Annotated in this window: 22 protein-coding genes; 15 read left to right on the top strand and 7 right to left on the bottom strand. The window is 67.5% G+C overall.

Annotated features, from left to right (window positions below):
• Window positions 1-99: 99 nt before the first annotated feature.
• The gene (locus HYU53_15610) at window positions 100-1,311 is read left to right on the top strand and encodes a PAS domain-containing protein (GenBank protein MBI2222622.1); all 1,212 of its coding nucleotides are present in this window, start codon (window positions 100-102) and stop codon (window positions 1,309-1,311) included.
• Between the two features lie 66 nt (window positions 1,312-1,377).
• The gene (locus HYU53_15605; GenBank protein MBI2222621.1) at window positions 1,378-2,766 is read left to right on the top strand and encodes a sigma-54-dependent Fis family transcriptional regulator; all 1,389 of its coding nucleotides are present in this window, start codon (window positions 1,378-1,380) and stop codon (window positions 2,764-2,766) included.
• A 16-nt stretch (window positions 2,767-2,782) separates the two neighbouring features.
• On the opposite strand, the gene xerC is transcribed toward HYU53_15605, so the two are convergent.
• Genes xerC through dprA form a run of 4 tightly spaced genes read right to left on the bottom strand, consistent with a single transcriptional unit; the run spans window position 2,783 to window position 8,533 of the window.
• Entirely contained in the window at window positions 2,783-3,745 is a 963-nt protein-coding gene (xerC, locus tag HYU53_15600) for a tyrosine recombinase XerC (protein MBI2222620.1), read from the bottom strand.
• Window positions 3,738-5,207, bottom strand: a complete 1,470-nt coding sequence (trmFO, locus tag HYU53_15595; GenBank protein MBI2222619.1) for a methylenetetrahydrofolate--tRNA-(uracil(54)-C(5))-methyltransferase (FADH(2)-oxidizing) TrmFO — start codon at window positions 5,205-5,207, stop codon at window positions 3,738-3,740. The genes xerC and trmFO overlap by 8 nt, the downstream gene beginning before the upstream one ends.
• Before the next feature lie 44 nt (window positions 5,208-5,251).
• Window positions 5,252-7,699 carry a type I DNA topoisomerase gene (topA, locus tag HYU53_15590; GenBank protein ID MBI2222618.1) on the bottom strand — a complete coding sequence of 816 codons (2,448 nt, stop codon included), beginning with the start codon at window positions 7,697-7,699 and terminating at the stop codon, window positions 5,252-5,254.
• Between the two features lie 12 nt (window positions 7,700-7,711).
• Window positions 7,712-8,533, bottom strand: coding sequence for a DNA-protecting protein DprA (gene dprA, locus HYU53_15585; protein MBI2222617.1), 822 nt, complete (start codon window positions 8,531-8,533; stop codon window positions 7,712-7,714).
• 371 nt (window positions 8,534-8,904) lie between these two features.
• On the opposite strand from dprA, the gene HYU53_15580 reads away from it, so the two are divergent.
• From HYU53_15580 to HYU53_15540, 9 genes are all read left to right on the top strand, one after another.
• Window positions 8,905-9,258, top strand: coding sequence for a tetratricopeptide repeat protein (locus HYU53_15580; GenBank protein ID MBI2222616.1), 354 nt, complete (start codon window positions 8,905-8,907; stop codon window positions 9,256-9,258).
• Window positions 9,227-10,060: a hypothetical protein gene (locus HYU53_15575; protein ID MBI2222615.1), complete on the top strand. Its 834-nt coding sequence runs from the start codon at window positions 9,227-9,229 to the stop codon at window positions 10,058-10,060. Before HYU53_15580 ends, HYU53_15575 begins: the two co-directional genes overlap by 32 nt.
• Window positions 10,061-10,204: 144 nt before the next feature.
• Window positions 10,205-10,519, top strand: coding sequence for a 50S ribosomal protein L21 (gene rplU, locus HYU53_15570; GenBank protein MBI2222614.1), 315 nt, complete (start codon window positions 10,205-10,207; stop codon window positions 10,517-10,519).
• A gap of 2 nt (window positions 10,520-10,521) precedes the next feature.
• The gene (gene rpmA, locus HYU53_15565) at window positions 10,522-10,785 is read left to right on the top strand and encodes a 50S ribosomal protein L27 (protein ID MBI2222613.1); all 264 of its coding nucleotides are present in this window, start codon (window positions 10,522-10,524) and stop codon (window positions 10,783-10,785) included.
• Window positions 10,786-10,851: 66 nt separating this feature from the next.
• Window positions 10,852-11,973: a GTPase ObgE gene (gene obgE / locus HYU53_15560; protein MBI2222612.1), complete on the top strand. Its 1,122-nt coding sequence runs from the start codon at window positions 10,852-10,854 to the stop codon at window positions 11,971-11,973.
• A 3-nt stretch (window positions 11,974-11,976) separates the two neighbouring features.
• Complete coding sequence (nadD, locus tag HYU53_15555) at window positions 11,977-12,639, top strand: nicotinate (nicotinamide) nucleotide adenylyltransferase (protein MBI2222611.1); 663 nt, start codon at window positions 11,977-11,979, stop codon at window positions 12,637-12,639.
• Entirely contained in the window at window positions 12,636-13,106 is a 471-nt protein-coding gene (gene rsfS, locus HYU53_15550) for a ribosome silencing factor (protein MBI2222610.1), read from the top strand. The genes nadD and rsfS overlap by 4 nt, the downstream gene beginning before the upstream one ends.
• Window positions 13,090-14,067 (top strand): sigma-54-dependent Fis family transcriptional regulator, encoded by a 978-nt coding sequence (locus HYU53_15545; protein MBI2222609.1) that lies wholly within the window; start codon window positions 13,090-13,092, stop codon window positions 14,065-14,067. The genes rsfS and HYU53_15545 overlap by 17 nt, the downstream gene beginning before the upstream one ends.
• 128 nt (window positions 14,068-14,195) lie before the next feature.
• Complete coding sequence (locus HYU53_15540; protein MBI2222608.1) at window positions 14,196-14,714, top strand: ComF family protein; 519 nt, start codon at window positions 14,196-14,198, stop codon at window positions 14,712-14,714.
• An 18-nt stretch (window positions 14,715-14,732) separates the two neighbouring features.
• Here the strand turns inward: HYU53_15540 and tmk are convergent, their stop codons facing one another.
• Both tmk and lysA read right to left on the bottom strand, forming a co-directional pair.
• The gene (gene tmk / locus HYU53_15535) at window positions 14,733-15,320 is read right to left on the bottom strand and encodes a dTMP kinase (GenBank protein ID MBI2222607.1); all 588 of its coding nucleotides are present in this window, start codon (window positions 15,318-15,320) and stop codon (window positions 14,733-14,735) included.
• The gene (gene lysA, locus HYU53_15530) at window positions 15,320-16,579 is read right to left on the bottom strand and encodes a diaminopimelate decarboxylase (protein MBI2222606.1); all 1,260 of its coding nucleotides are present in this window, start codon (window positions 16,577-16,579) and stop codon (window positions 15,320-15,322) included. Before lysA ends, tmk begins: the two co-directional genes overlap by 1 nt.
• Before the next feature lie 62 nt (window positions 16,580-16,641).
• Between lysA and HYU53_15525 the strand changes: the two genes are divergently transcribed.
• The 4 genes from HYU53_15525 to HYU53_15510 are packed head-to-tail and all read left to right on the top strand — an operon-like array spanning window position 16,642 to window position 19,314.
• Window positions 16,642-17,313, top strand: coding sequence for a sigma-70 family RNA polymerase sigma factor (locus HYU53_15525; protein MBI2222605.1), 672 nt, complete (start codon window positions 16,642-16,644; stop codon window positions 17,311-17,313).
• Window positions 17,314-17,655 (top strand): STAS domain-containing protein, encoded by a 342-nt coding sequence (locus tag HYU53_15520; protein ID MBI2222604.1) that lies wholly within the window; start codon window positions 17,314-17,316, stop codon window positions 17,653-17,655.
• 2 nt (window positions 17,656-17,657) lie between these two features.
• Complete coding sequence (locus HYU53_15515) at window positions 17,658-17,951, top strand: hypothetical protein (protein ID MBI2222603.1); 294 nt, start codon at window positions 17,658-17,660, stop codon at window positions 17,949-17,951.
• Window position 17,952: 1 nt separating this feature from the next.
• Window positions 17,953-19,314, top strand: coding sequence for an SPASM domain-containing protein (locus tag HYU53_15510; GenBank protein MBI2222602.1), 1,362 nt, complete (start codon window positions 17,953-17,955; stop codon window positions 19,312-19,314).
• A gap of 149 nt (window positions 19,315-19,463) precedes the next feature.
• Here the strand turns inward: HYU53_15510 and HYU53_15505 are convergent.
• On the bottom strand, window positions 19,464-19,903 hold a 440-nt coding region (locus tag HYU53_15505; GenBank protein ID MBI2222601.1), incomplete at its 5' end, for a UDP-3-O-acyl-N-acetylglucosamine deacetylase.

Raw genomic sequence — 19,903 nt, 5'->3', positions numbered from 1 at the left:
TGTCGCCGGGCGAGTTTAGGCCGTAAGAGGCTGATGGAAAACACCTTGGCTCTGGCGGCTGGAGCGATTACAATATTGCAACAGGAGCTTCCCTCCAGCATGCCTGAGAACGCTCGTCGGAACGGGTCGAAGACTGCCTCGGGGGCGGTTGCCTCGAAGGGTGCTGCCGCGCCAAAGACGCGGCGGGCGATCGCCAGGCCGCGTCCCAAGACGGATCCCTCCTCGGTTCCCGCGGACTTCTACCGGAACATGGTCTGGAGTCTCAGCAACGGCGTGATCGCGGTCACCCGCGACGGCCTCATCGCCGTCATGAACGAGACCGCGTATCGTGTGCTGGGGCTCGAGCCGGCCGACTCGAACATCGGCCGCCCCTTCACCGAGGTGCTGCGCGATCAGCCCGACATCATCCGCATCCTCGGCGGCGCGTTCGACCTGTCGACGCTGCCCAACCGCGCGGAGATGCGACTGAAGAGCACGCGCAAGGTCATCGGCTACACGCTCTCCCATATCGAGGACGGCACGCACCGGGTAGGCGCGACGCTGTTCTTCAAGGATCTGACGCGCGTCGAGCAACTCGAGGAACGCGAGCGCCTGCGCGACCGCCTGGCGGCGCTCGGCGAGATGGCCGCCGCCATCGCGCACGAAGTCAAGAACCCGCTGGCCGGGATCGAAGTGATGGCCGGCATTCTCCGGCGCCAGATGTCCGGCTCGCCGGACGTGCAGGCGGTCCTCAACGACATCATCAACGAAGCCAAGATGGCCAACGCGATCGTCCAGGACGTCCTGGAGTTCGTGCGTCCCATCCGCCTCGAGGTCGAGCGCGTCGTGCTCGCTGCCGTCGTGCACGATGCCGTGACGATGGCCGAGAGCCACGTGCCGCGCGGGAGCACGGCCGTCGCCGTGCAGCTCTCGCCGGATCTGCCGCCCATCCAGGGGGATGACCACCAGCTTCGCCAGCTGTTCACGAACCTGCTGACCAACGCGTTCGAGGCGCTGAACGGCAGCGGCCGCGTCGAGATCCGGGGAAGCCTGACGGAGGAGGACCACGGCACGGCTGCCGAGCCGCGGCCGACACCCATGGTCGTCGTCGAGGTCGCCGACAGCGGCCCCGGCGTTCCCCGCGACATCCTCGAGAAGGTGTTCAGCCCGTTTTTCACGACGAAGGCGCAGGGATCCGGGCTCGGCCTGGCCATCGTCCGCAAGATCGTCGATGCGCACGACGGGCGTATCGACCTGAGCACGCGGCCGGGCGGCGGCGCATGCTTCCGGATCACGCTGCCGGTGAGCTCTTCGGAAACGTTGTTCGCGTGAGGCGTTCGTCTGTGTGCGTTGGCCCCGGGCGTTCGACCCCGGGCCTTGACTGAGAGGGAAACCGTCATGGGCCGTATCCTCGTCGCTGATGATCACGATTCGCTTCGCCGCGGCCTGGTCCGCGCGCTGACGGAGGCCGGTCATGACGTCGACGAGGCCCCGAACGGCAACGTGGCCATCGAGCGGCTGACCGCGGGTTCGTACGACGTCGTCGTGAGCGATCTGAAGATGGGCGGCAGCGACGGGCTCGACGTGCTCCGCACGGCGAAGTCGCTCCATCCGACATTCGGATCCGTGCACACGGCGGTCGAGGCGATGAAGAGCGGCGCGTTCGACTACGTCCAGAAACCGTTCGAGATCGAGGAGATGGAGGTGAAGATCGAGAAAGCGATCGAGCACCGCCGCCTCCGCCACGAGATCGACTACCTGCGGCACACGCAGCAGGACATCTACGACTTCGACCGCATCGTCGGCGCGAGCGGCGCGCTGCAGTCGGTCCTGAACATCGTCAAGAAGGTCGCGAAGAGCAACACGACCGTGCTGATCCGCGGGGAGACGGGCACCGGGAAGGAGCTCATCGCGGGGGCGATCCACCACAACTCGCTCAGGTCGGGCCGCAACTTCGTGAAGGTGAACTGCGCCGCCCTGCAGGAGAACCTGCTCGAGTCCGAGCTGTTCGGCCACGAGAAGGGGGCGTTCACGAGCGCGGACCGCCAGCGCATCGGCCGCTTCGAGCAGGCGGACGGCGGCACGCTGTTCCTGGACGAGATCGGCGACATGAGCCCGAACACGCAGGCCAAGATCCTCCGCGTGCTCCAGGAGCACGAGTTCGAGCGGCTTGGCGGCACGCGCACGATCCGGGTGGACGTCCGGCTGGTCGCTGCGACGAACCGCAACCTGGCGACGATGGTGTCGAGCGGGCAGTTCCGCGAGGACCTGTTCTTCCGTCTGAACGTCGTGTCGATCGACATGCCGCCGCTGCGCGAGCGCAAAGAGGACATCGAGGCGCTGGCGCGGTTCTTCATCCGGAAGTTCGCGGGCGAGCTGAAGAAGAAGGTCGATGGCCTGGCGCCGGATGCCAGCAAGCTGCTGATGCGCTACAACTGGCCGGGCAACATCCGCGAGCTTGAAAACGCGCTCGAACGGGCGGTCCTGCTGACCGAGGGCCCCCTCATCTCGGCGGGCGACCTCAGGCTGGGCGAGCTGTCCACGACGCCGGCGCCCGGCGATGCGAGCCCGGTGGTCAAGATCCCGCCGACCGGCATCCCGCTCGAGGAAATCGAGCGGCAGGCGCTCATCGAGGCGCTGAAGATGTCGAACTGGGTGCAGAAGGACGCCGCGGAGCTGCTCGCGATCAGCCCGCGCGTGATGAACTACAAGATCAAGACTCTGGGGATCGACTTCGCGCGCGGCCGGCGCTCGCCAATGGCGGAATCCGCGGCGGTCAACGCGTAAGACGAAAGGCTCTGCCCTAGCTCTTGCGCGCCCTGGGGTGCGCCTTGCGATACGTCTCGATCAGCTCCGCCGTGTTCACGTGCGTGTACCGCTGGGTGGTGCTCAGCCGCGCGTGGCCGAGCAGCTCCTGGATGGCGCGCAGGTCGGCGCCCCTCTGCAGGAGGTGGGTGGCAAAAGAGTGCCGCAGCGCGTGCGGGCTGATGCCGAACCGCGTGCTGCACATCGCCACGTAGCGCTTGACGAGTCGATCGACCGAGCGCGTGGAAAGCCGCCCGCCCTGGTAGTTGACAAACAGCGGCTCGCGGCGCCTGCCTTGGCGTACCGCCTTTTGCGCGCTGCGCACCGCTCGCCCCGAAGGGCTCGAGTCCGGCGCAAGCCCCGCGCGGTCCGCCAGCCACGCGCGCAACGCCTTCTCCGCGGCATGGTTGAACGGGACGATGCGCTCCTTGCGTCCTTTGCCCAGGACGCGGACCATTCGTGACGACAGGTTGATGGCGTCGAGGTCGAGGCCCACCAGCTCGCTCAACCGCAGGCCGGATGCGTAGAACAACTCCAGGATGGCGCGGTCGCGCCGGCCGAGCGGCGTCGAGGCGTCCGGCATCGACAGCAGCCGGTCCATTTCGCCGACGTCCAGATGGGCCGGCAGCTTCTGCTCGCGCTTCGGCGCGCCGACCAGCGCCGACGGATCATCGGCGATGAGCCCCTCGCGCCGCAGGTACCGGCAGAACGTCCGCACGGCCGTCAGCTTGCGCGCGGCGGATGCGCGCGCGTTCCCGCGCGCGTGCAGGTCGGACATGAACGCGCGGATCGAGAGGGAGTCGACGTCCGCCGGGACGAGCTCGCTCACTTTGCGCTGCCGGGCTCGCGCCATCGCGTCAAGGAATTGCGACAGATCGCTGTCGTAAGCCCGAACGGTATGCGCCGACGCATTGCGATTCAGCTCCAGGTACTCGAGGAACGCCTTGAGCTGCTCACGCATGCGGATGGCTTCCCTGTGGCGCGAGCCCTTCAGGCTCGCGCGGCGGACCTGACGGCTCCGCCCCACATCGGACCCACTCAGCCAGATCGTGCAGCGCGCGTTCGGAAATCGCGAGATTCCGATCGACTTTCTTCCGGATCCTCGCCGCAAGCGGCGCCACGATGCCGAAGGTGATGTTCGTCGGCTGGTAGTGGGACGCATCCGCGTGGGACACGTAATAGGCCAGCGCCCCGAGCGCGGTGGACCGCGGAGGCACGCGCAGCGGCTGGCCGAGCACGAGCGCGGCGGCATTGCGTCCCGCCAGCAGCCCCGACGCCGCGGACTCGACGTAACCCTCGACGCCCGAGATCTGCCCGGCGAAAAACAGGTCCTCGCGCCGGCGCGCCTGCCCGGTTTCACGCAGGACCGAGGGGGCATTGATGTACGTGTTGCGGTGAATCATCCCGAACCGCACGAACTCCGCCTGCTCGAGGCCCGGGATCATCCGCAACACCCGCGCCTGCTCTCCCCACTTCATCTGCGTCTGAAACCCGACAAGACCGAAGTGATCGCCCGCCAGGTTGTCCTGCCGCAGCTGCACGACGGCGTACGCTTCGCGCCCCGTGCGCGGGTCCACCAGCCCTACCGGCTTCATCGGGCCGAACCGCAGCGTGTCCGGCCCGCGGTGCGCCATGACTTCGATCGGCAGGCAGCCCTCGAAAAACTTCGTGTTGTCGATATCGTGCGCGTCCGAGCGCTCGGCGCTCACCACTGCCTCGACAAAGCGCTCGTACTCCTCGCGGGTGAAGGGACAGTTCAGGTAGTCGCCGGAAAGGGGGACAGTCACACTTTCGCGGTCATGCCCTGCGAAAGTGTGACTGTCCCCCTTTCCGCGCAGGCTCCTCCCCCACCGTGACGCGCGAAAGACCTTCGACATGTCGATGGTCTCGGCGAGCACGATCGGGCTGACCGCGTCGTAAAAATACAGGTGGCCGGCGCCCACCAACGCCGCGATGTCGGCCGACAGGGCGCCCGCGGTGAGCGGGCCGGTGGCGACGATGACGGGACCATCGAGCGTTCCGGCCGGCGGAATCGCGGCGACTTCCTCCTGCGCGAACGTGACGAGCGGGTGCGCGCGGAGTGCCCGCGTGATCTCGATGGCAAACCGCTCGCGGTCAACCGCGAGCGCGGCGCCGGCGGGCACGCGCGTCGCGTCGGCCGCGCGCATCACGAGCGACCCCAGCCGCCGCATCTCCTCTTTGAGCAGCCCGACGGCGTTGTCCAGCTTGTCCCCGCGGAACGAGTTGCTGCAGACCAGCTCCGCGCAGTTGCCGGTCTTGTGCACGGCCGTCTGGCGCGCCGGGCGCATCTCGTGAACGACCGCGGGCACGCCGAGCGACACGGCCTGCCACGCCGCCTCCGAACCCGCGAGACCGGCGCCGATGATGTGGACTCTTGTCACGTGCGGCCCGCCACATGCCACGTGCCACGTGCCACGTGCGACGTGCCACGTGCGACGTGCGCTGCCTACGACCCTACCGGCTCGAGCTCCTCCGACCTCACGTACGAGCAGCTCTCGTTATTGCAGATCAGCTGCCGCCCGTGCTTCTTCGTGATCTTCTCGACCAGGAACGGCGCGCCGCACTCAGGGCACTTCTCGGCGATCGGCTTGTTCCAGAGCGTGAAATCGCAGTCCGGGTACTTGTTGCAGCCGTAGAACACCCTGCCGCGTCGCGACTTGCGCTCGACCAGCTCGCCGCCGTCAGCCTTGGGGCACATGACGCCCGTCGTCTTGTGCTTGACGTACTTACACGCGGGATAGCCCGTGCAGGCCGTGAACTCGCCGTACCGTCCCTGCTTCACCACCAGGTTCGAGCCGCACTCGGGGCACTTCTCCTCGAGCACCTGGTCAGGCTTGGCCGCCGCAAGCCCCTGCTTCGTGTTCAACAGCTTCCTCGTGGTCTTGCACTCCGGGTACCCGGTGCAGGCAAGGAACTGCCCGAAGCGCCCGCGCTTGACCACCATCGGCTTGCCGCAGTTCTCGCACTCCTCGGAGATGTCGTCGGCGCTCTGCTCCGGCGCTTCGAGCTCGCGCGTGTTCTCGCAGGCCGGATACGCGCTGCACGCGAGAAACAGCCCGAACTTCCCGGCCTTGATCACCATCGGCGATCCGCACTTGTCGCAGACGATGTCGGTGGGCTTGCCTTCGACCTTGAGGTCGGGCATGAGCTTCTTCGCGCCCTTGAGATCCTTCTGGAACTTCTTGTAGAAGCTCTTGAGGAGCGACTCGTACTTCTCCTCGCCGTTCTCGATCTTGTCGAGGTCGTCTTCCAGCTCGCGCGTGTAATTCACGTCGAGGATGTCGTCGAAGCTGGGACTGAGCAGCTCGGTGACGAGCATCATCCCGAGCCTGGTCGGCTTGAACCGCCCGTCGATCTTGTGCACGTACTCGCGCGCCTGGAGCACGGTGATGATCTGCGCGTAGGTGCTCGGCCGCCCGATACCGTTCTCCTCGAGCGCCTTGACCAGCGTCGCCTCGCTGTACCGCGGCGGCGGCTGCGTGAACTTCTGCTCGGGCCGCAGCTCGCGAAGCTCCAGGCGATCTCCCTCGGCCAGCGCCGGCAGCACGCCGGGCAGCGCGTCGTCCTCGTCGCCGTTGGCGCCGACCGCGTCGGGGCCGGGCCCCTCCTTCCCCTCGTCCTTCTGCTCGGTGGCGACCTCGACGTTGTAGACCGCCATCCAGCCGGCGAACTTCGGCACCGACCCCTTCACGCGGAAGGTGTAGTGGGCGGCGGCGATGTCCACCGTCGTCTCGTCAAAGACCGCCGGCGGCATCTGCGACGCGACGAAGCGGTTCCAGACGAGGCGATACAGGTAGTACTGGTCCGGCGTGAGCTGCTCGCGGACCGACTCGGGGGTGTACTGCAGCGACGTGGGGCGGATCGCTTCGTGTGCGTCCTGCGCATCCGCCTTCGCACGGAAGATGTTCGGCCTTTCGGGAACGTACTCGGCGCCGAACTGTCCCGCGATGTACTCGCGGACCTCGGTGAGGGCCTGGTCGGACACGCGTGTCGAGTCCGTGCGCATGTAGGTGATCAGGCCGACCGCCCCTTCGCCCGGCAGCTCGATGCCTTCATACAGCTGCTGCGCGATCATCATCGTCTTTTTGACGGGGAAGCGGCTCGCCTGCTGCAGCTTGCTCGTGATGAAGGGGGACAGCGCGTTCTTCCGCCGCTCCTTCGTCGTGACCGAGCTGACCACCCATGAGGCCCGCTGCAGGTCGCCGACGATCGCGTCGGCTTCCTCCTGGTTCGAGACCTTCAGCACGGAACCATCGCGCTTCGCGAGCTTCGCTTCGAATTCCGGCGGCAGCCTCGCGGACAGTCGTGCGAACAGGTTCCAGTACTCTTCCGGCTTGAAGGCGTCGATTTCCTGCTCGCGGTCGCACACGAGTTTCAGCGCGACCGACTGCACGCGCCCCGCGCTCAGGCCGCGGCGCACCTTGTCCCAGAGCAGCGGGCTGATCTTGTAGCCCACGAGCCGGTCGAGGACGCGGCGCGCCTGCTGCGCGTCGACCATCTTCTTGTCGATGTCCGACGGATGGTCGAGCGCCTCGAGGATGGCCTTCTTGGTGATCTCGTTGAACATCAGCCGGCGCACCTTCTTCTTCTTGCCAGTGCCGAGCTCCTCGGCCAGGTGCCAGCCGATCGCCTCCCCTTCGCGGTCAGGGTCGGTCGCCAGGTAGATCTCGTCGGCCTTTTTTGCCTCCGCGCGCAGCTCCGCCAGGACCTTCTTGCGGGACGGGATGACTTCGTAGGTCGGCTCGAAGTCCTCGTCCACGTCCACACCCAGCTTGCTCTTGGGGAGATCGCGGACGTGGCCCATCGATGCCATGACCTTGTAGTCACGTCCCAGATATTTGTTGATGGTCTTCGCCTTGGCGGGCGATTCGACCACGACGAGTGCCTTTGCCATAAAAATTGAACCTTACACTCTTTTGCACACCCGCGCGAACCGGCCGCCGGGAACGCGGACGACGAGCCCTCGAAGCTCCAGCTCGAGCAACCGGGGCAGTAAATCCGCCGCCGGGAGGCCGCTGCTTTCGGCCAGCTCGTCCAGCCCGTACGTCTCGCCAGGCTGCAGGGTGGAGATCAAACCATTATGCAGCAACGGGTTAGGGTCGGCAACTGACGCAGGGCCCGGCCGGGAGAAGCCGAGTTCTTCCAGAATATCGTCAACTCCCTCGACGAGCTTTGCCCCGTCCTTCAGGAGCGCGTGCGAGCCCCGGTTCCGCCCGCTCAGGGCGTTTCCAGGCACCGCCATCACCTCCCGGCCCTGCTCCAGGGCACATCTGGCAGTGATGAGCGACCCGCTCTTCTCGCCCGCTTCGATGACGACCACGGCCCGCGAAAGCCCGCTGATGATGCGGTTTCGCAGCGGGAAATGGTGCGGCAGCGGCGGGGCGTCCGGCGGCAGCTCCGAAACCACCGCGCCCGTGCCGGCAATCTGCTCCATCAGCCCGGCGTGTTCCGAGGGGTACGGAACGTTGAGGCCCGACCCCAGAACCGCCACGGTTCGCCCGCCCGCCTCGAGCGCGCCCCGATGGGCCGCCCCATCGACCCCGCGCGCCATCCCGCTGACCACGACCATTCCGCGGCCCGCGAGGTCGAAAGCAAGAGCAGCGGAAATCTCCATCGCATATTGAGACGCCGCCCGGGATCCCACGACCGCAATGCAGGGTCCCTCGAGCGCGGCCAGGTCGCCGCTAACCCACAGCTCGTCGGGAGGATCCGGAATCTCACGCAGCAAGGCGGGATAGCCGGCCTCGTGCAGATAGACCGAGCGGACAGGCGGGGCAGGGCCAGAGGGTGAGCCGGACGGGGTCGATGGAGTGTTCCGGTGCGTCATATGGAATAACGGCGACGGGCGGCGATGATGGCAAGGCACGTACCTCGAGGCCCGGTTGGCGTGCGAGCCCGCAAGTGTCTGGTCCCGTGGACGATTCCACAACGCGCTGGCGCCGCATCGCGTAAGCGGTTACGGATTCTGCCCACGCGATACGCGAAATTGCTGGCGTTTTTTGCTGCGTCGCCTGGTACGACCGTTGCTCAACATGGGCTATTCCCGGGGCGGAAACCGCTTGTCCGCCCCTGGGCAGCCGCGTATAGTGAGACCTCTCGATGAGGAAGACGCTGGTATTTCTGCTCTCGGCGTTGGTTCTTCTCCCGGTGGCGATCGACGCCGAAGAGGCGAAGAACGCCAAGGCGCAGGTGGACTTCGGGATCGCCGTCGCGCAGAAGGGACTCTGGAAAGAGGCGCTCTATCGCTGGCAGAAGGCGGTGGAGCTCGATCCCGGCTACGCGGCCGCGTGGAACAACCTCGCGATTGCCTACGAGCAGGCGGGCAATTTCGCTGAAGCGCGCAAGGCGTACGAGAAGGCGCTCGCGCTTGATTCGAAGAACCTGTTCATCAAGCAGAACTACGAGCTGTTCAAAGAAATCAATGACCGCGCGAACCGTCCGCCTGCTCGCTAGTCTCGCGTTTGCCGTGGTGGTCGCGGCCTGCACGAGCTTCTACGAAATCCCGATCGAAACACCGATCCAGCCGAAGCTGGACGTCTCTGCGTTCCAGCGCGTCCTCGTCGCGGGCTTCGTCGCCGGCGGCACCGAGGATGTGGACGCCAACCAGGAGACCGTCCGCCTGCTGCGCAGCCAGCTTCGCACGAAGTCGAATTTGAAGGTGATCGAGGCGGACGCGCTGCCGCTGCTCTCGATCCTGAACGAGCGCGACGGCGTGGGCTCCGTCGCGCCGCTGGCTCCCGTCTCGTTTCCGGCCGCTGACGGCCAGGAGGCGTCGCCGCAACCGGCGCCGCAGGCCCAGACCACCAGGCAAGAAGAGCCGAAGATCAAAAACGAGAAAGATCTCGAACAGTACGAGCGGATCTTCGCCGATGTCAGCTACTGGAAGAAGATCGGCGAGGAATACCAGCAGCCGCTCATCATCACCGGTACCATTCTCTTCGTGCCGCACTCGAAGGCGGGCATCGTCCAGCGCGAGCGCGAGTTCTACGACAGCTTCGGGCGCCGGCGCGTCGAGCCCGTTCGCGCCTACATGGAGCGCAAGGGGTACATCCTGCAGCCGAAGTTCGTCTTCATCGACGGGCGCACCGGCACGGTGCTCTACTCGGAGCGGTTCCGCGAGGAGCGCCTCTACAGCCCGCAGCAGAACACGCCGGCGCTCTCCTCCTACTTCGAGCTGATGGACCAGATTCTGCCCAGCTTCCTCAGCACGCTGTCGACGCAGAAGATCCGCGGGACACGCGTGCTGTTGAAGTAGATCACGGCCGAAGGGCGCACGGGAGCTTTCAAGGCCGAAGGCCGGAAATGCTCCAGATGCGGGTCCTTTTGGCCCTGGGTCTTTCAGCCCCTGGCCCGGACGTGATAAACTCTGTTGTTTCCACCTCCTGCAGGGAGAGTTACCGTGTACGCGATTATCAAGAGCGGTGGCCGCCAGCTAAAGGTCGGCCCCGGAGCCATCGTCGAAGTTGACCGGGTGGATTTCCAGCCCGGCGATGAGATCACGATCGACCAGGTGCTGCTGGTCTCCCGCGACGGTGGCGAAGTGACCGCCGGGGCGCCGTTTGTCGCCAACGCGAAGGTTGTCGCGGTGGTCGAGGGCGAGTCGCGCGGCCCGAAGATCCGCATCTTCAAGAAGAAGCGCCGCAAGGGCTTCCGCAAGTCGGGAGGCCACCGCGCGACGATGACGCGCGTGCGGATCAAGGATATCCAGGTGTAGCCATGGCACATAAGAAGGGACAGGGATCGTCGCGCAACGGGCGCGACAGCAACTCGCAGCGGCTCGGCGTAAAGCGGCACGACGGCAATGTCGTGACCGGCGGGTCGATTCTCGTGCGGCAGCGCGGCCGCAAGTTCCGCCCCGGGCTGAACGTCGGCCTCGGCAAGGACGATACGCTGTTCGCCAAGATCGACGGGCGGGTCAAGTTCGAGGACCACGGCTCGCGCGGGCGGTTCATCAGTGTGCATCCGGTAGAAAACCAGTAGTGGCCAGTGGTCAGTGGTCAGACTGGCCACCGACCACTGATCACTGACCACTCCAGCGAACCCCCAGTGTTCGTCGACGAAGTCGACATCAAGGTCGCGGCGGGCGACGGCGGCCGTGGCGCCCTGAGCTTCCGCCGCGAGAAGTTCATCCCGCGCGGCGGCCCCGACGGCGGCAACGGGGCACCCGGCGGATCGGTCTATCTCGTCGCCACGCTCCACCACAACACGCTCGTCAACTACCGCTTCCACCCCGAGTTCGAAGCCAGGCGCGGCGGCCACGGCGAGGGCTCCAACCGCAGCGGCGCGAAGGGTGACGATCTCGAGCTCGAAGTGCCGGTCGGCACCGTGGCCTACGAGAAGACCGCTGAAGGATCGTTTGCACGCATCGCGGATCTCACCGAACCGGGCCAGCGCGTGCTCGTTGCGCGTGGCGGCCGCGGCGGCCTGGGCAACGCGCAGTTTGCGACGTCCACGAACCGCGCGCCGCGTAAGACGCAGCCCGGCGAGCCGGGCGAGGTCAAGCAGCTTCGCCTCAAGCTGAAGCTGCTCGCGGATGTCGGCCTCGTGGGGTTCCCGAACGCGGGCAAGTCGACGCTCATTTCGCGGATCTCCGCCGCGCGCCCGAAGATCGCCGAGTATCCTTTCACCACGCTCACGCCCAATCTCGGTGTCGTCAGCCTCAGCGGCGATCGCAGCTTCGTGGTCGCCGACGTGCCGGGGCTGATTGAAGGCGCGCACGAAGGTGCCGGCCTCGGCCACCAGTTCCTGTCTCATCTCGAGCGCACGAAGGTGCTCGTGCACGTCATCGATGTGTCGTCCGCGTCAGGCCGCGATCCCGTGGAAGACTTCGAGGTGATCCAGCGGGAGCTGGACCGGTACGATGAGAAAGGTGGCCCAGCGGAAAGTGGGACAGTCACACTTTCCGGACCTGCCCACGAGGAAAGTGTGACTGTCCCACTTTCCGCTGACAGTCCACGTTTCTCCGGCAAGCCGCGGCTCGCCGCCGCCAACAAGATGGATGCGCTCGACGAGCCGGAGCGCCTGTCGCGGCTCGAGGCGCACCTGCGCGAGCGGGGCATCCCGCTGTTCAAGATCTCCGCGGTCACCGGCGAGGGTCTCGCGCCTCTGCTCGAGGCGATGTGGCGCGAGGTCGACGCCGCCGCGCCGCGCGAGCTGGCGCGTCCCTGACTCATGGCGATCGACACTCCCCGCGCGCGCATCGGCATTCTTGGCGGGACGTTCGATCCGATCCATCAAGGCCACCTCGACCTCGCGCGCGCGGCGCACGACGCATTGAAGCTGGACGAGGTCTGGATTGTCCCGGTCAACGTCCCCCCGCACCGGACGCAGCCGGCCGCGTCCCCGTTCCATCGATTCGCGATGGTCGCGCTCGCCGCCGCTGCGCAGCCGGACGCGGCCTGGCTGCGGGCGCGCGACCTCGAGTTGATGCAGGAAGGGCCGTCGTACACGACGCTGACGCTGCGCCGCGTGGCGGAATCGAGCGGCGGGCGATCGCAGATTTTCTTCCTGACGGGCGCCGACGCGTTCGCGGAAATTGCCACGTGGCGCGACTACCCGGCGATTCTCGACCTGGCGCATTTCGTGGTGGTCTCCCGCCCCGGGTGGCCCGTCGCCGAACTGCGCGAGCGGCTGCCCCAGCTCGCGCCGCGGATGGTTGATGTGCTGTGGGGCCCCGTGCCGCCGGAACCGGCGATTCTACTGGTAGAAACGCGTACGGCGGATGTATCGTCCACTGACGTGCGGCAGCGGCTCGCGTCGGGACAGTCGCTCGAGGGCCGCGTGCCGGCCGCCGTCGAGGACCATGCTCTCCGGCACGGCTTGTATCGTGCATGACGACAACTGAACGCAAGAAGAAGACGACCGCGAAACAGACGATCGCTCGCAAGAAAGCCGGCAACGCCGGCTCGCACGTGGCACGTGGCGGCGCGTCGCACGTGAAGTTTCCCGCTGCGATCACGGCCGCCATCGGAGCGGCGCACGACAAGAAGGCGGCCGACGTGGTCGTCCTGAACCTGCGCAAGTCGTCGGCGTTCACGGATTACTTCATCCTGTGTACCGGCCACACTGTCCGCCAGGTCACCGCCATCGCCGACGCCGTGCAGGAGGCGCTGCGCGCGCTCAAGCTGCGGCCCACGCACGTCGAAGGGTACGACCGTGCGGAATGGGTGCTGATGGACTACTTCGATTTCATCGTCCACGTGTTCACGCCCGGAACGCGCCAGTTCTACTCGCTGGATCGCCTCTGGGGACAGGCCGAACGCATCGAGGTTCCGGCGCCGGGAGATGCCCGCGCGTCATAAGCGCCCCGTCCGACGCGGCGCGGACGAGCGCCTCATCGCCCGCAGCGGCGCCATGCGCCGCCTGCTCCAGGAAGTCCGCCGCTACGCCGCGGCGGACGCCAACGTGCTCATCACCGGCGAAACGGGGGCGGGCAAGGATCGAGTCGCCCACGCGCTCCACGACGCCAGCCCACGGCGGAGCCATCCATTCATCAAGATCGACTGTGCGGGCATGCCCGCGAGTCTCATGGAGGCGGAGCTGTTCGGGTTCGAGCGCGGCGCGTTCACCGACGCGTCCGCGGCCAAGGCGGGGCGATTCGAGCTGGCCGGCGCGGGCACCGTGTATCTCGACGGCGTGGGCGAGCTGCCGCTCGACCTTCAGGGCAAGCTCCTGCGCGCGGTCGAGGACAAACGGGTGGAGCGGCTTGGCGGCGTGGCCGTCATCGAAGTCAAGGCGCGCATCGTCTCGTCGTCGGCCGACGGGATCGAACGGGCGGTGCAACAGGGCGCGTTCCGCGACGATCTCTTCCATCGGTTACGGGTGCTGCCGCTGCACGTGCCGCCGCTTCGCGAGCGAAAGGCGGACGTGCTGCCGCTGGCGCGCGGATACCTGAAGGCGGCGTGCGCGGCGGCCGGGAGCGATCCCATGCGGCTGACGCGCGAGGCCCAGGGGCTGCTGCTCCGGTATCGATGGCCCGGGAACGTGCGCGAGCTGAAGCACGTGGTCGAGCGCGCGGTGCTGGACGCGGACCCGGCGCGCGGGGTGATCGACGCCGCGGATCTGCCGATCGATCTGCTCGCGGACCCCGCCTCCTACATGGGATCGGGCCCGGACGATCGGCCGACCCTCGAGGAGCTCGAACGCCGGTACATCGCGCTGGTGCTGCGCGAGACGCGGGGACGCCAGACCGACGCCGCGAGGCGGCTCGGCATCAGCCGCAAGGCGCTGTGGGAAAAGAGGAAGCGGTACAAGTTGGAGTAATCGCCAGAGCGCTCCTCGACTGCCTTCTGTCCGTCCTCTTCGCCCCGCCCTGCGCCGCGTGCGGCGTTTCCCTGGAAGAACCGCTCGATGGCCCCGTCTGTCCCGCCTGCTGGCGCAGCATACCGCCCGTGGCGAGCCCGTTCCGCATCGAGGAGGCCACGATCTGCCGGGCCGCCGGCGTCTACGCGGGCGCGCTCAGCGCGATCGTGCACGCGTTGAAGTACCAGCACCGAACATCGCTGGCGAAGCCGCTTGGCGATCTCATCGCGCGGCATTGCGGCGACGCGCTGCACGGCGCCGATCTCGTCGTGCCGGTACCGCTTCATCCGTCGCGACAGCGCGCGCGCGGCTTCAACCAGGCGGCGCTGCTCGCGCGCGCGCTGCCGCTGCCCTGCGCCGAAGCGCTCGCGCGCGTCCGCGCGACGCCCAGCCAGACCGATCTCCCCGCGGACAGGCGCCGGCTCAACGTGAAAGGCGCCTTTGCCGTCGTGCCGCGCGATCGTCAGCGCGCGGCCCTCTCGGGCCGGTGCCTTGTCGTGGTCGATGACGTGGCGACGACGGGGGCGACGTTGGGCGAGTGCGCGAAGGTGTTGAGGGAGGCGGGCGCGAGAGAGGTGCGGGCCGTGACGGCCGCGCGGGCCTTGTAGCGCGCGGCGTGCCGGCGGCTAACCGATCCCCAGGACTTTCACTGCCGCGAAAACAGCCGCAGCGACCTCGTCCTTCGCCCGATCCCCGTCGATGCGCACCCACGAGGGCTGCCGGGCCTGGCGCAAATAGCTCTCGCGGACGCGGCCGAGAAGCGCCAGGTCGCGTTCGTACCTGTCGCGCCCGGTCGCCTTGCGTCGCGCTGCGTGCTCGGGGTTGATGTCCAGCAGGATCGTCAGCGAGGGCTGCGGCAGGAACTTCTGCACGTCGGCGAGCCAGAACGCGTCGAGCCCGTGCGCCTCGCCGTACGCGATGCTGGACGCGAGGTAGCGATCGCAGATCACGTACGTGCCCGCGCGCAGCATCTCCGCGATCGCGTCCTTCCGCTCGTAGCGGTTCGCGATGAACAGCAGCTGCATGACGTCGGGCCCGAACGTCCGCTCGCCGTGCAGGCCGCGCGCGATCTCCTGGCCGATCGGTGTCGTGTAGTCGGGAAACGTGACGTACTCGGCGCCGAGGCCGCGCGCGCGCAGCGCGTCGCGCAGCCGCATGGCCTGCGTTTCCTTCCCGCTCTGATCCAGCCCCTCGAAGGCGATGAGGTGCGCCATCACGACTCGAGCGCCAGGACATCGTCGATCGTCTGGCGGCGGCGGATCACGCGCCAGGCGCCGCCGCCGACGAGCACCTCGGGCGAGAGCGGCCGCCGGTTGTAGCCCGACGCCATGACCGCACCGTAGGCTCCGGCGTCCATGACGGCCATCAGGCTGTCGATCGCCGGCAGCGGCAGCTCGCGATCCGCGCCGAGCGTGTCGCTGGTCTCGCAAAGAGGCCCCACCACGTCCACCTTCGTGACGGCCCCGCCGGTCTTCCGGACCGGCAGAATCCGGTGGAAGGCGCCGTAGAGGGCCGGCCGAATCAGCTCGGTCATGCCCGTGTCGAGCACGACGAAGTGCTTGCCCCCCGGCTGCGCCTTCACGTCCACCACGCGGCCAACGAGCACGCCAGCCGGTCCGACGATGGCGCGCCCGGGCTCGATGATGATCGGCACGCCCGACGACTTCACGGCGGCGAGCAGCGCATCGGCATATTCCCGCGGAGTGGGAACCGGGCTTCCGTTGTAGGAGATCCCGAGGCCGCCGCCGAGGTCGAGATGCTCGATCCTCACGCCCGCCTCGCGCAGCTCGTTGACGAGGCGCAACCCGAGGTCCGCGGCGCGGCGGAGCGGATCGAGCCTGGTGACCTGCGATCCGACGTGCAGGTGAATGCCGGCGATCGCCAGCCCCGCGCGCGTCGAGGCGTCGCGCAGCACGGCGACGGCGTCGCGCGCCGGCAGGCCGAACTTGTTCCGGCTGAGACCCGTCGAGATGTGCGGGTGGCTTTCCGCGTCGATGTCCGGGTTGACGCGCAGCGCGACGCGCGCGCGTGTGCCTCTGGCGCGCGCCGCCTCGTCTATCCGCGCGAGCTCGCCGGCCGACTCGGCGTTGATCGCCTTCACGCCGAGCGCGACCGCCCGGTCGATCTCGTCACGCGTCTTGCCCACGCCGGTGAACACGATCTGCTCCGGTGCGAACCCGGCACGGAGCGCGACCTCGATTTCGCCGCCGGAGTTGGCGTCGGCGGCGGCGCCCAACGACTGCAGCAGCCGGGCGATCCCGAGCGTGGAGTTCGCCTTCAGGGCGTAGTGCAGTGCGTGGGGATACCCCGCAAACGCCTGGTCGAAGGCGCGGTACGCCTCGCGGATCAACGCGGCGCTGTACACGTAGCAGGGCGTGCCCACCGCGGCCGCGATGGCCTCCAGCGGTACCCCATCGCACGCAAGGGCGTGCTGCTCGTAGTGGAATCCGGCCGCAACGGCAGGCGCTGACATGGATATTCTCGGATTCTATGGGGAAATGTTATGATTTCCAAACGTTCCGCCCGATCTGAAGCATGTCGTTCGACTCTCCGGCGACGCAGCCGGCCACGCCGGACAGTCTCATCCAGGAGTGCCTCAACGGCAACCAGGGCGCCTGGGAGACGATTGTCCGCCAGCACTGGCGGAAGGTCTTCAACGTCGCCTACAAGTTCGTCGGCAAGCACGATGAAGCCGAAGATCTGACGCAGGACATCTTCCTGAAGATCTTCAAGGCGCTGCACTCGTTCGACCGCCGCGCCAACTTCCAGACCTGGATCATCAGCATCGCGCGGAACCTGTGCATCGATCATTACCGGAGCGTGCGCAAGGAACGCGAGACGATCGCGCGCGAGGTGGACATGGCCGACCTCTCGCCGGCCTCCTCCGACGCGAGCCCGCTGAAGCAGCTGGAGCAGAGCGATCTGCGGGAGCTGCTGCGCCGCGCGCTCGACCAGCTCCCCGAGACGCTCAAGACCGCCGTGGTCCTGCGCGACCTCCACGAGCTGTCGTACCAGGAGATCGCCGAGCGGCTGGGGTTGCCGGAGGGCACCGTGAAATCGCGCATCAACCGCGGCCGGCTCGAGCTGGCGCGCCAGATCAAGCGCGCGTCCTCGTCCGCCTCGGCCAGCGCGCTGGAGGCCCGGCGCGCCGCGTTTGGCGCCGCGATCGGCCGCCGCCAGCCCGGGGTTCGCAACAGGAGTGTGTGAATGAATCTCTCGACGGATAACGCCCAGGGCGTCGCGATCGTCCGCGTCGCCGAGTCGCGGCTGATGTACCCGCTGCTGTCGGAGTTCTCCTCCGCGATCGCGTCGCTCATCGCCGCCGGACAGAAGAAGATCCTCGTGGACCTCTCGCCGGTCGGCTACGTGGACAGCGCCACGATCGGGTGCCTCATGGATCTGTATCGCCAGGCGAACGCCGCCGGCGGCACGCTCAAGCTCTCCGGCGTCCAGCGGCGCGTCGAGACGATGCTGACGATGACCGGGGCGCAGAATTTCATCGAAGTGCACCCGGACGAGGGGAACGCGCTGAAGAGTTTCGGAGCGTAGCCATGCGCACGATCAAGATGACCGACGGCGCCGAGCTGCCCCTCGATGGCGACCTGCTGACGCTGCTCGAGACGCTGTACCGCGAGGTCACGCTCCGCAAGGAGCTCGACCGCTCCTTCGAAGACATGGTGCGCGAGATCCAGCACGTCATCAACGCCATGAGCGATGACGAGCGGCGCCAGTACCTCGCCGAAAGCCTGTTCCTGAACACCGTGTCGTACGAGAACGAACGCCTCAGCGCGTACGTGCGCAGGCTCGCGGAAACCGAAGAAGCCCCGGAAACCGAATCCGAATAGCTTGTCCCTGAATTACCTGGCGACCCGGTTCACGTGCTCCTGGCCGTGGAGCACGATGGTGATGCTGTGCGACGGCCGCATGGTGTGCGGGTGCGCCGATCCGTACGGCACGCGTGTGCTCGGCGACGTGAAGAGCGCCGGCGTCGGCGACATCTGGACGGGGGAAGCCGCCACGCGGCTCCGCGCGGACCTCAACGGGGGCGGTTCGAAGTTTTGCGGTGACTGCCCGTTGAAGCTGCCGCTCGGAAAGGACCAGCCGCCGCCGCAGCGCGATCCAGGCGTGGGCGCGCTGCCTTCGCGGCTCTACATCGAGTGCACGGCGGCCTGCAATATTTCCTGCAACCAGGCGTGCTGCGCGCCGGAGACGGGCATCACGCGCACGCGCAACGCGGGGATGCTCGACTTCGAGCTGTTCACGCGCGTGATGGACGAGGCCGGGCCCTCGCTCGGCCGCGTGGACTTCTTCAATTACGGCGAGGCGTTCCTGCACAAGCGCGCCCTCGAGATGTGCGAGTACATCAAGTCGAATTTCCCGCGCATCTACCTGTACACGAGCACCAACGGCCTCGCGTTCAGCGAGGAGGGGGCGCGGCGGCTCGTCCGCAGCGGCATCGACGAGGTGACCTTCTCGATCGACGGCGCCACGCCGGAGTCGTACGCCGCCTACCGCCAGCGCGGGGATTTCGCGAAGGCGATGCGCCACCTCGCGGCGGCGATGGACGAGAAGCGCAGGACGGGCGTGGACGTGCCGTTCGTGAACTGGCGCTACATCCTCTTCACGCACAACGACAGCGATGCGGAGATGGAGCTGGCGCGAAAGATGGCGGCGGAGATCGGCGTCGATCGCCTGTGCTGGGAGCTGACCGACCATCCTGAAAACATGTACTCGAAGCGCTTCGTCCCCGGGACGGAGGACTACCGGCGCATCGAGCATGAAGTGTGGGACAACAACGGGCTCGGCAACGCGATCCCCGGCGCGACGCCGCGGGCGCGGATCGACGTGCGGACGCTGATTCCCGGCGTGCCGCTCCTCGCGCGTCCCGGGCGGGCGATCACGGTCCGGACACGCGTGAAGAACCTCTCGGACCGCGCCTTCCCGGCGCAGAACACCTCCGGCCGCCGCCTCGTGCGCCTCGGCGCGCAGCTCTGCGCGGCCGACGGCGCGCTCCTCAACCTCGATCACGCCCGCGCGTGGCTGCCCAGGTCGCTCGGGCCGAACGACGAGACCGACGTCACCATCGAAGTACCGGCGCCCGAACAGCCCGGCAAGTACGGGCTGAAGTTCGACCTCGTGAGCGAAGGGATCGACTGGTTCGAGCGGTGCGGGAGCCCCGTGACCTACAAGCCCCTGTACGTCCGTTAGGCCGGTCCGATCACTTCCAGCGGATCGTTGGCCCCGCCGACAACGCCTGCGACGTCGCGGCATCACGCATCACCTGACGAAAAGGCGCCCAAAAGCAAAAAGGCCGCGGTTTCCCGCGACCCTTTCTTGCCTCTTGCCTCTTGTCTCGTCTAGTTCGCCAACCTCGCGGCGCTGGTGACCGGCACACGCACCGGCACCTTGACGGCTGCCGGGTCGATCGAGGCCTCGACGAGCTTCCACGAGTCACGTTCCTCGAGGATCTTCGCGGCAAACGACGTGTGCAGCGCGTGGCCGCCGCGGTGCGCCACCAGGTGGCCCATCACGGGGTAGCCGACCAGCGCGAGGTCGCCGAGCACATCAAGAATCTTGTGGCGGACGAATTCGTCCTCAAAGCGCAGCGCGTTGTTCAGCACGCCTGTCTCGCCGAGCACGATCGCGTTCTCGAGCGACCCGCCGAGCGCCAGGCCGCGCTGGCGCAGCATCTCGATCTCCTTCAGGAATCCGAAGGTCCGCGCGGGCGCGATCTCCTCGACGAACGTCTCCTCGTTGATGCGAAGCGTGCGGGACTGGTGGCGCAGGAGTGGATGAT

The organism is Acidobacteriota bacterium (assembly GCA_016184105.1).
Taxonomy (GTDB): Bacteria; Acidobacteriota; Vicinamibacteria; order Vicinamibacterales; family 2-12-FULL-66-21; genus JACPDI01.
This window is presented reverse-complemented; position numbering and strand designations above follow the sequence as displayed.

Bases quoted from the DNA above. Each gene is read 5' to 3' on its own strand.
- HYU53_15610 (MBI2222622.1), top strand. From the start codon at position 100: ATGCCTGAGAACGCTCGTCGGAACGGGTCGAAGACTGCCTCGGGGGCG.
- HYU53_15605 (MBI2222621.1), top strand. From the start codon at position 1,378: ATGGGCCGTATCCTCGTCGCTGATGATCACGATTCGCTTCGCCGCGGC.
- xerC (MBI2222620.1), bottom strand. From the start codon at position 3,745: ATGCGTGAGCAGCTCAAGGCGTTCCTCGAGTACCTGGAGCTGAATCGC.
- topA (MBI2222618.1), bottom strand. From the start codon at position 7,699: ATGGCAAAGGCACTCGTCGTGGTCGAATCGCCCGCCAAGGCGAAGACC.
- HYU53_15580 (MBI2222616.1), top strand. From the start codon at position 8,905: ATGAGGAAGACGCTGGTATTTCTGCTCTCGGCGTTGGTTCTTCTCCCG.
- HYU53_15575 (MBI2222615.1), top strand. From the start codon at position 9,227: ATGACCGCGCGAACCGTCCGCCTGCTCGCTAGTCTCGCGTTTGCCGTG.
- rpmA (MBI2222613.1), top strand. From the start codon at position 10,522: ATGGCACATAAGAAGGGACAGGGATCGTCGCGCAACGGGCGCGACAGC.
- nadD (MBI2222611.1), top strand. From the start codon at position 11,977: ATGGCGATCGACACTCCCCGCGCGCGCATCGGCATTCTTGGCGGGACG.
- rsfS (MBI2222610.1), top strand. From the start codon at position 12,636: ATGACGACAACTGAACGCAAGAAGAAGACGACCGCGAAACAGACGATC.
- HYU53_15545 (MBI2222609.1), top strand. From the start codon at position 13,090: ATGCCCGCGCGTCATAAGCGCCCCGTCCGACGCGGCGCGGACGAGCGC.
- tmk (MBI2222607.1), bottom strand. From the start codon at position 15,320: ATGGCGCACCTCATCGCCTTCGAGGGGCTGGATCAGAGCGGGAAGGAA.
- lysA (MBI2222606.1), bottom strand. From the start codon at position 16,579: ATGTCAGCGCCTGCCGTTGCGGCCGGATTCCACTACGAGCAGCACGCC.
- HYU53_15525 (MBI2222605.1), top strand. From the start codon at position 16,642: ATGTCGTTCGACTCTCCGGCGACGCAGCCGGCCACGCCGGACAGTCTC.
- HYU53_15520 (MBI2222604.1), top strand. From the start codon at position 17,314: ATGAATCTCTCGACGGATAACGCCCAGGGCGTCGCGATCGTCCGCGTC.
- HYU53_15515 (MBI2222603.1), top strand. From the start codon at position 17,658: ATGCGCACGATCAAGATGACCGACGGCGCCGAGCTGCCCCTCGATGGC.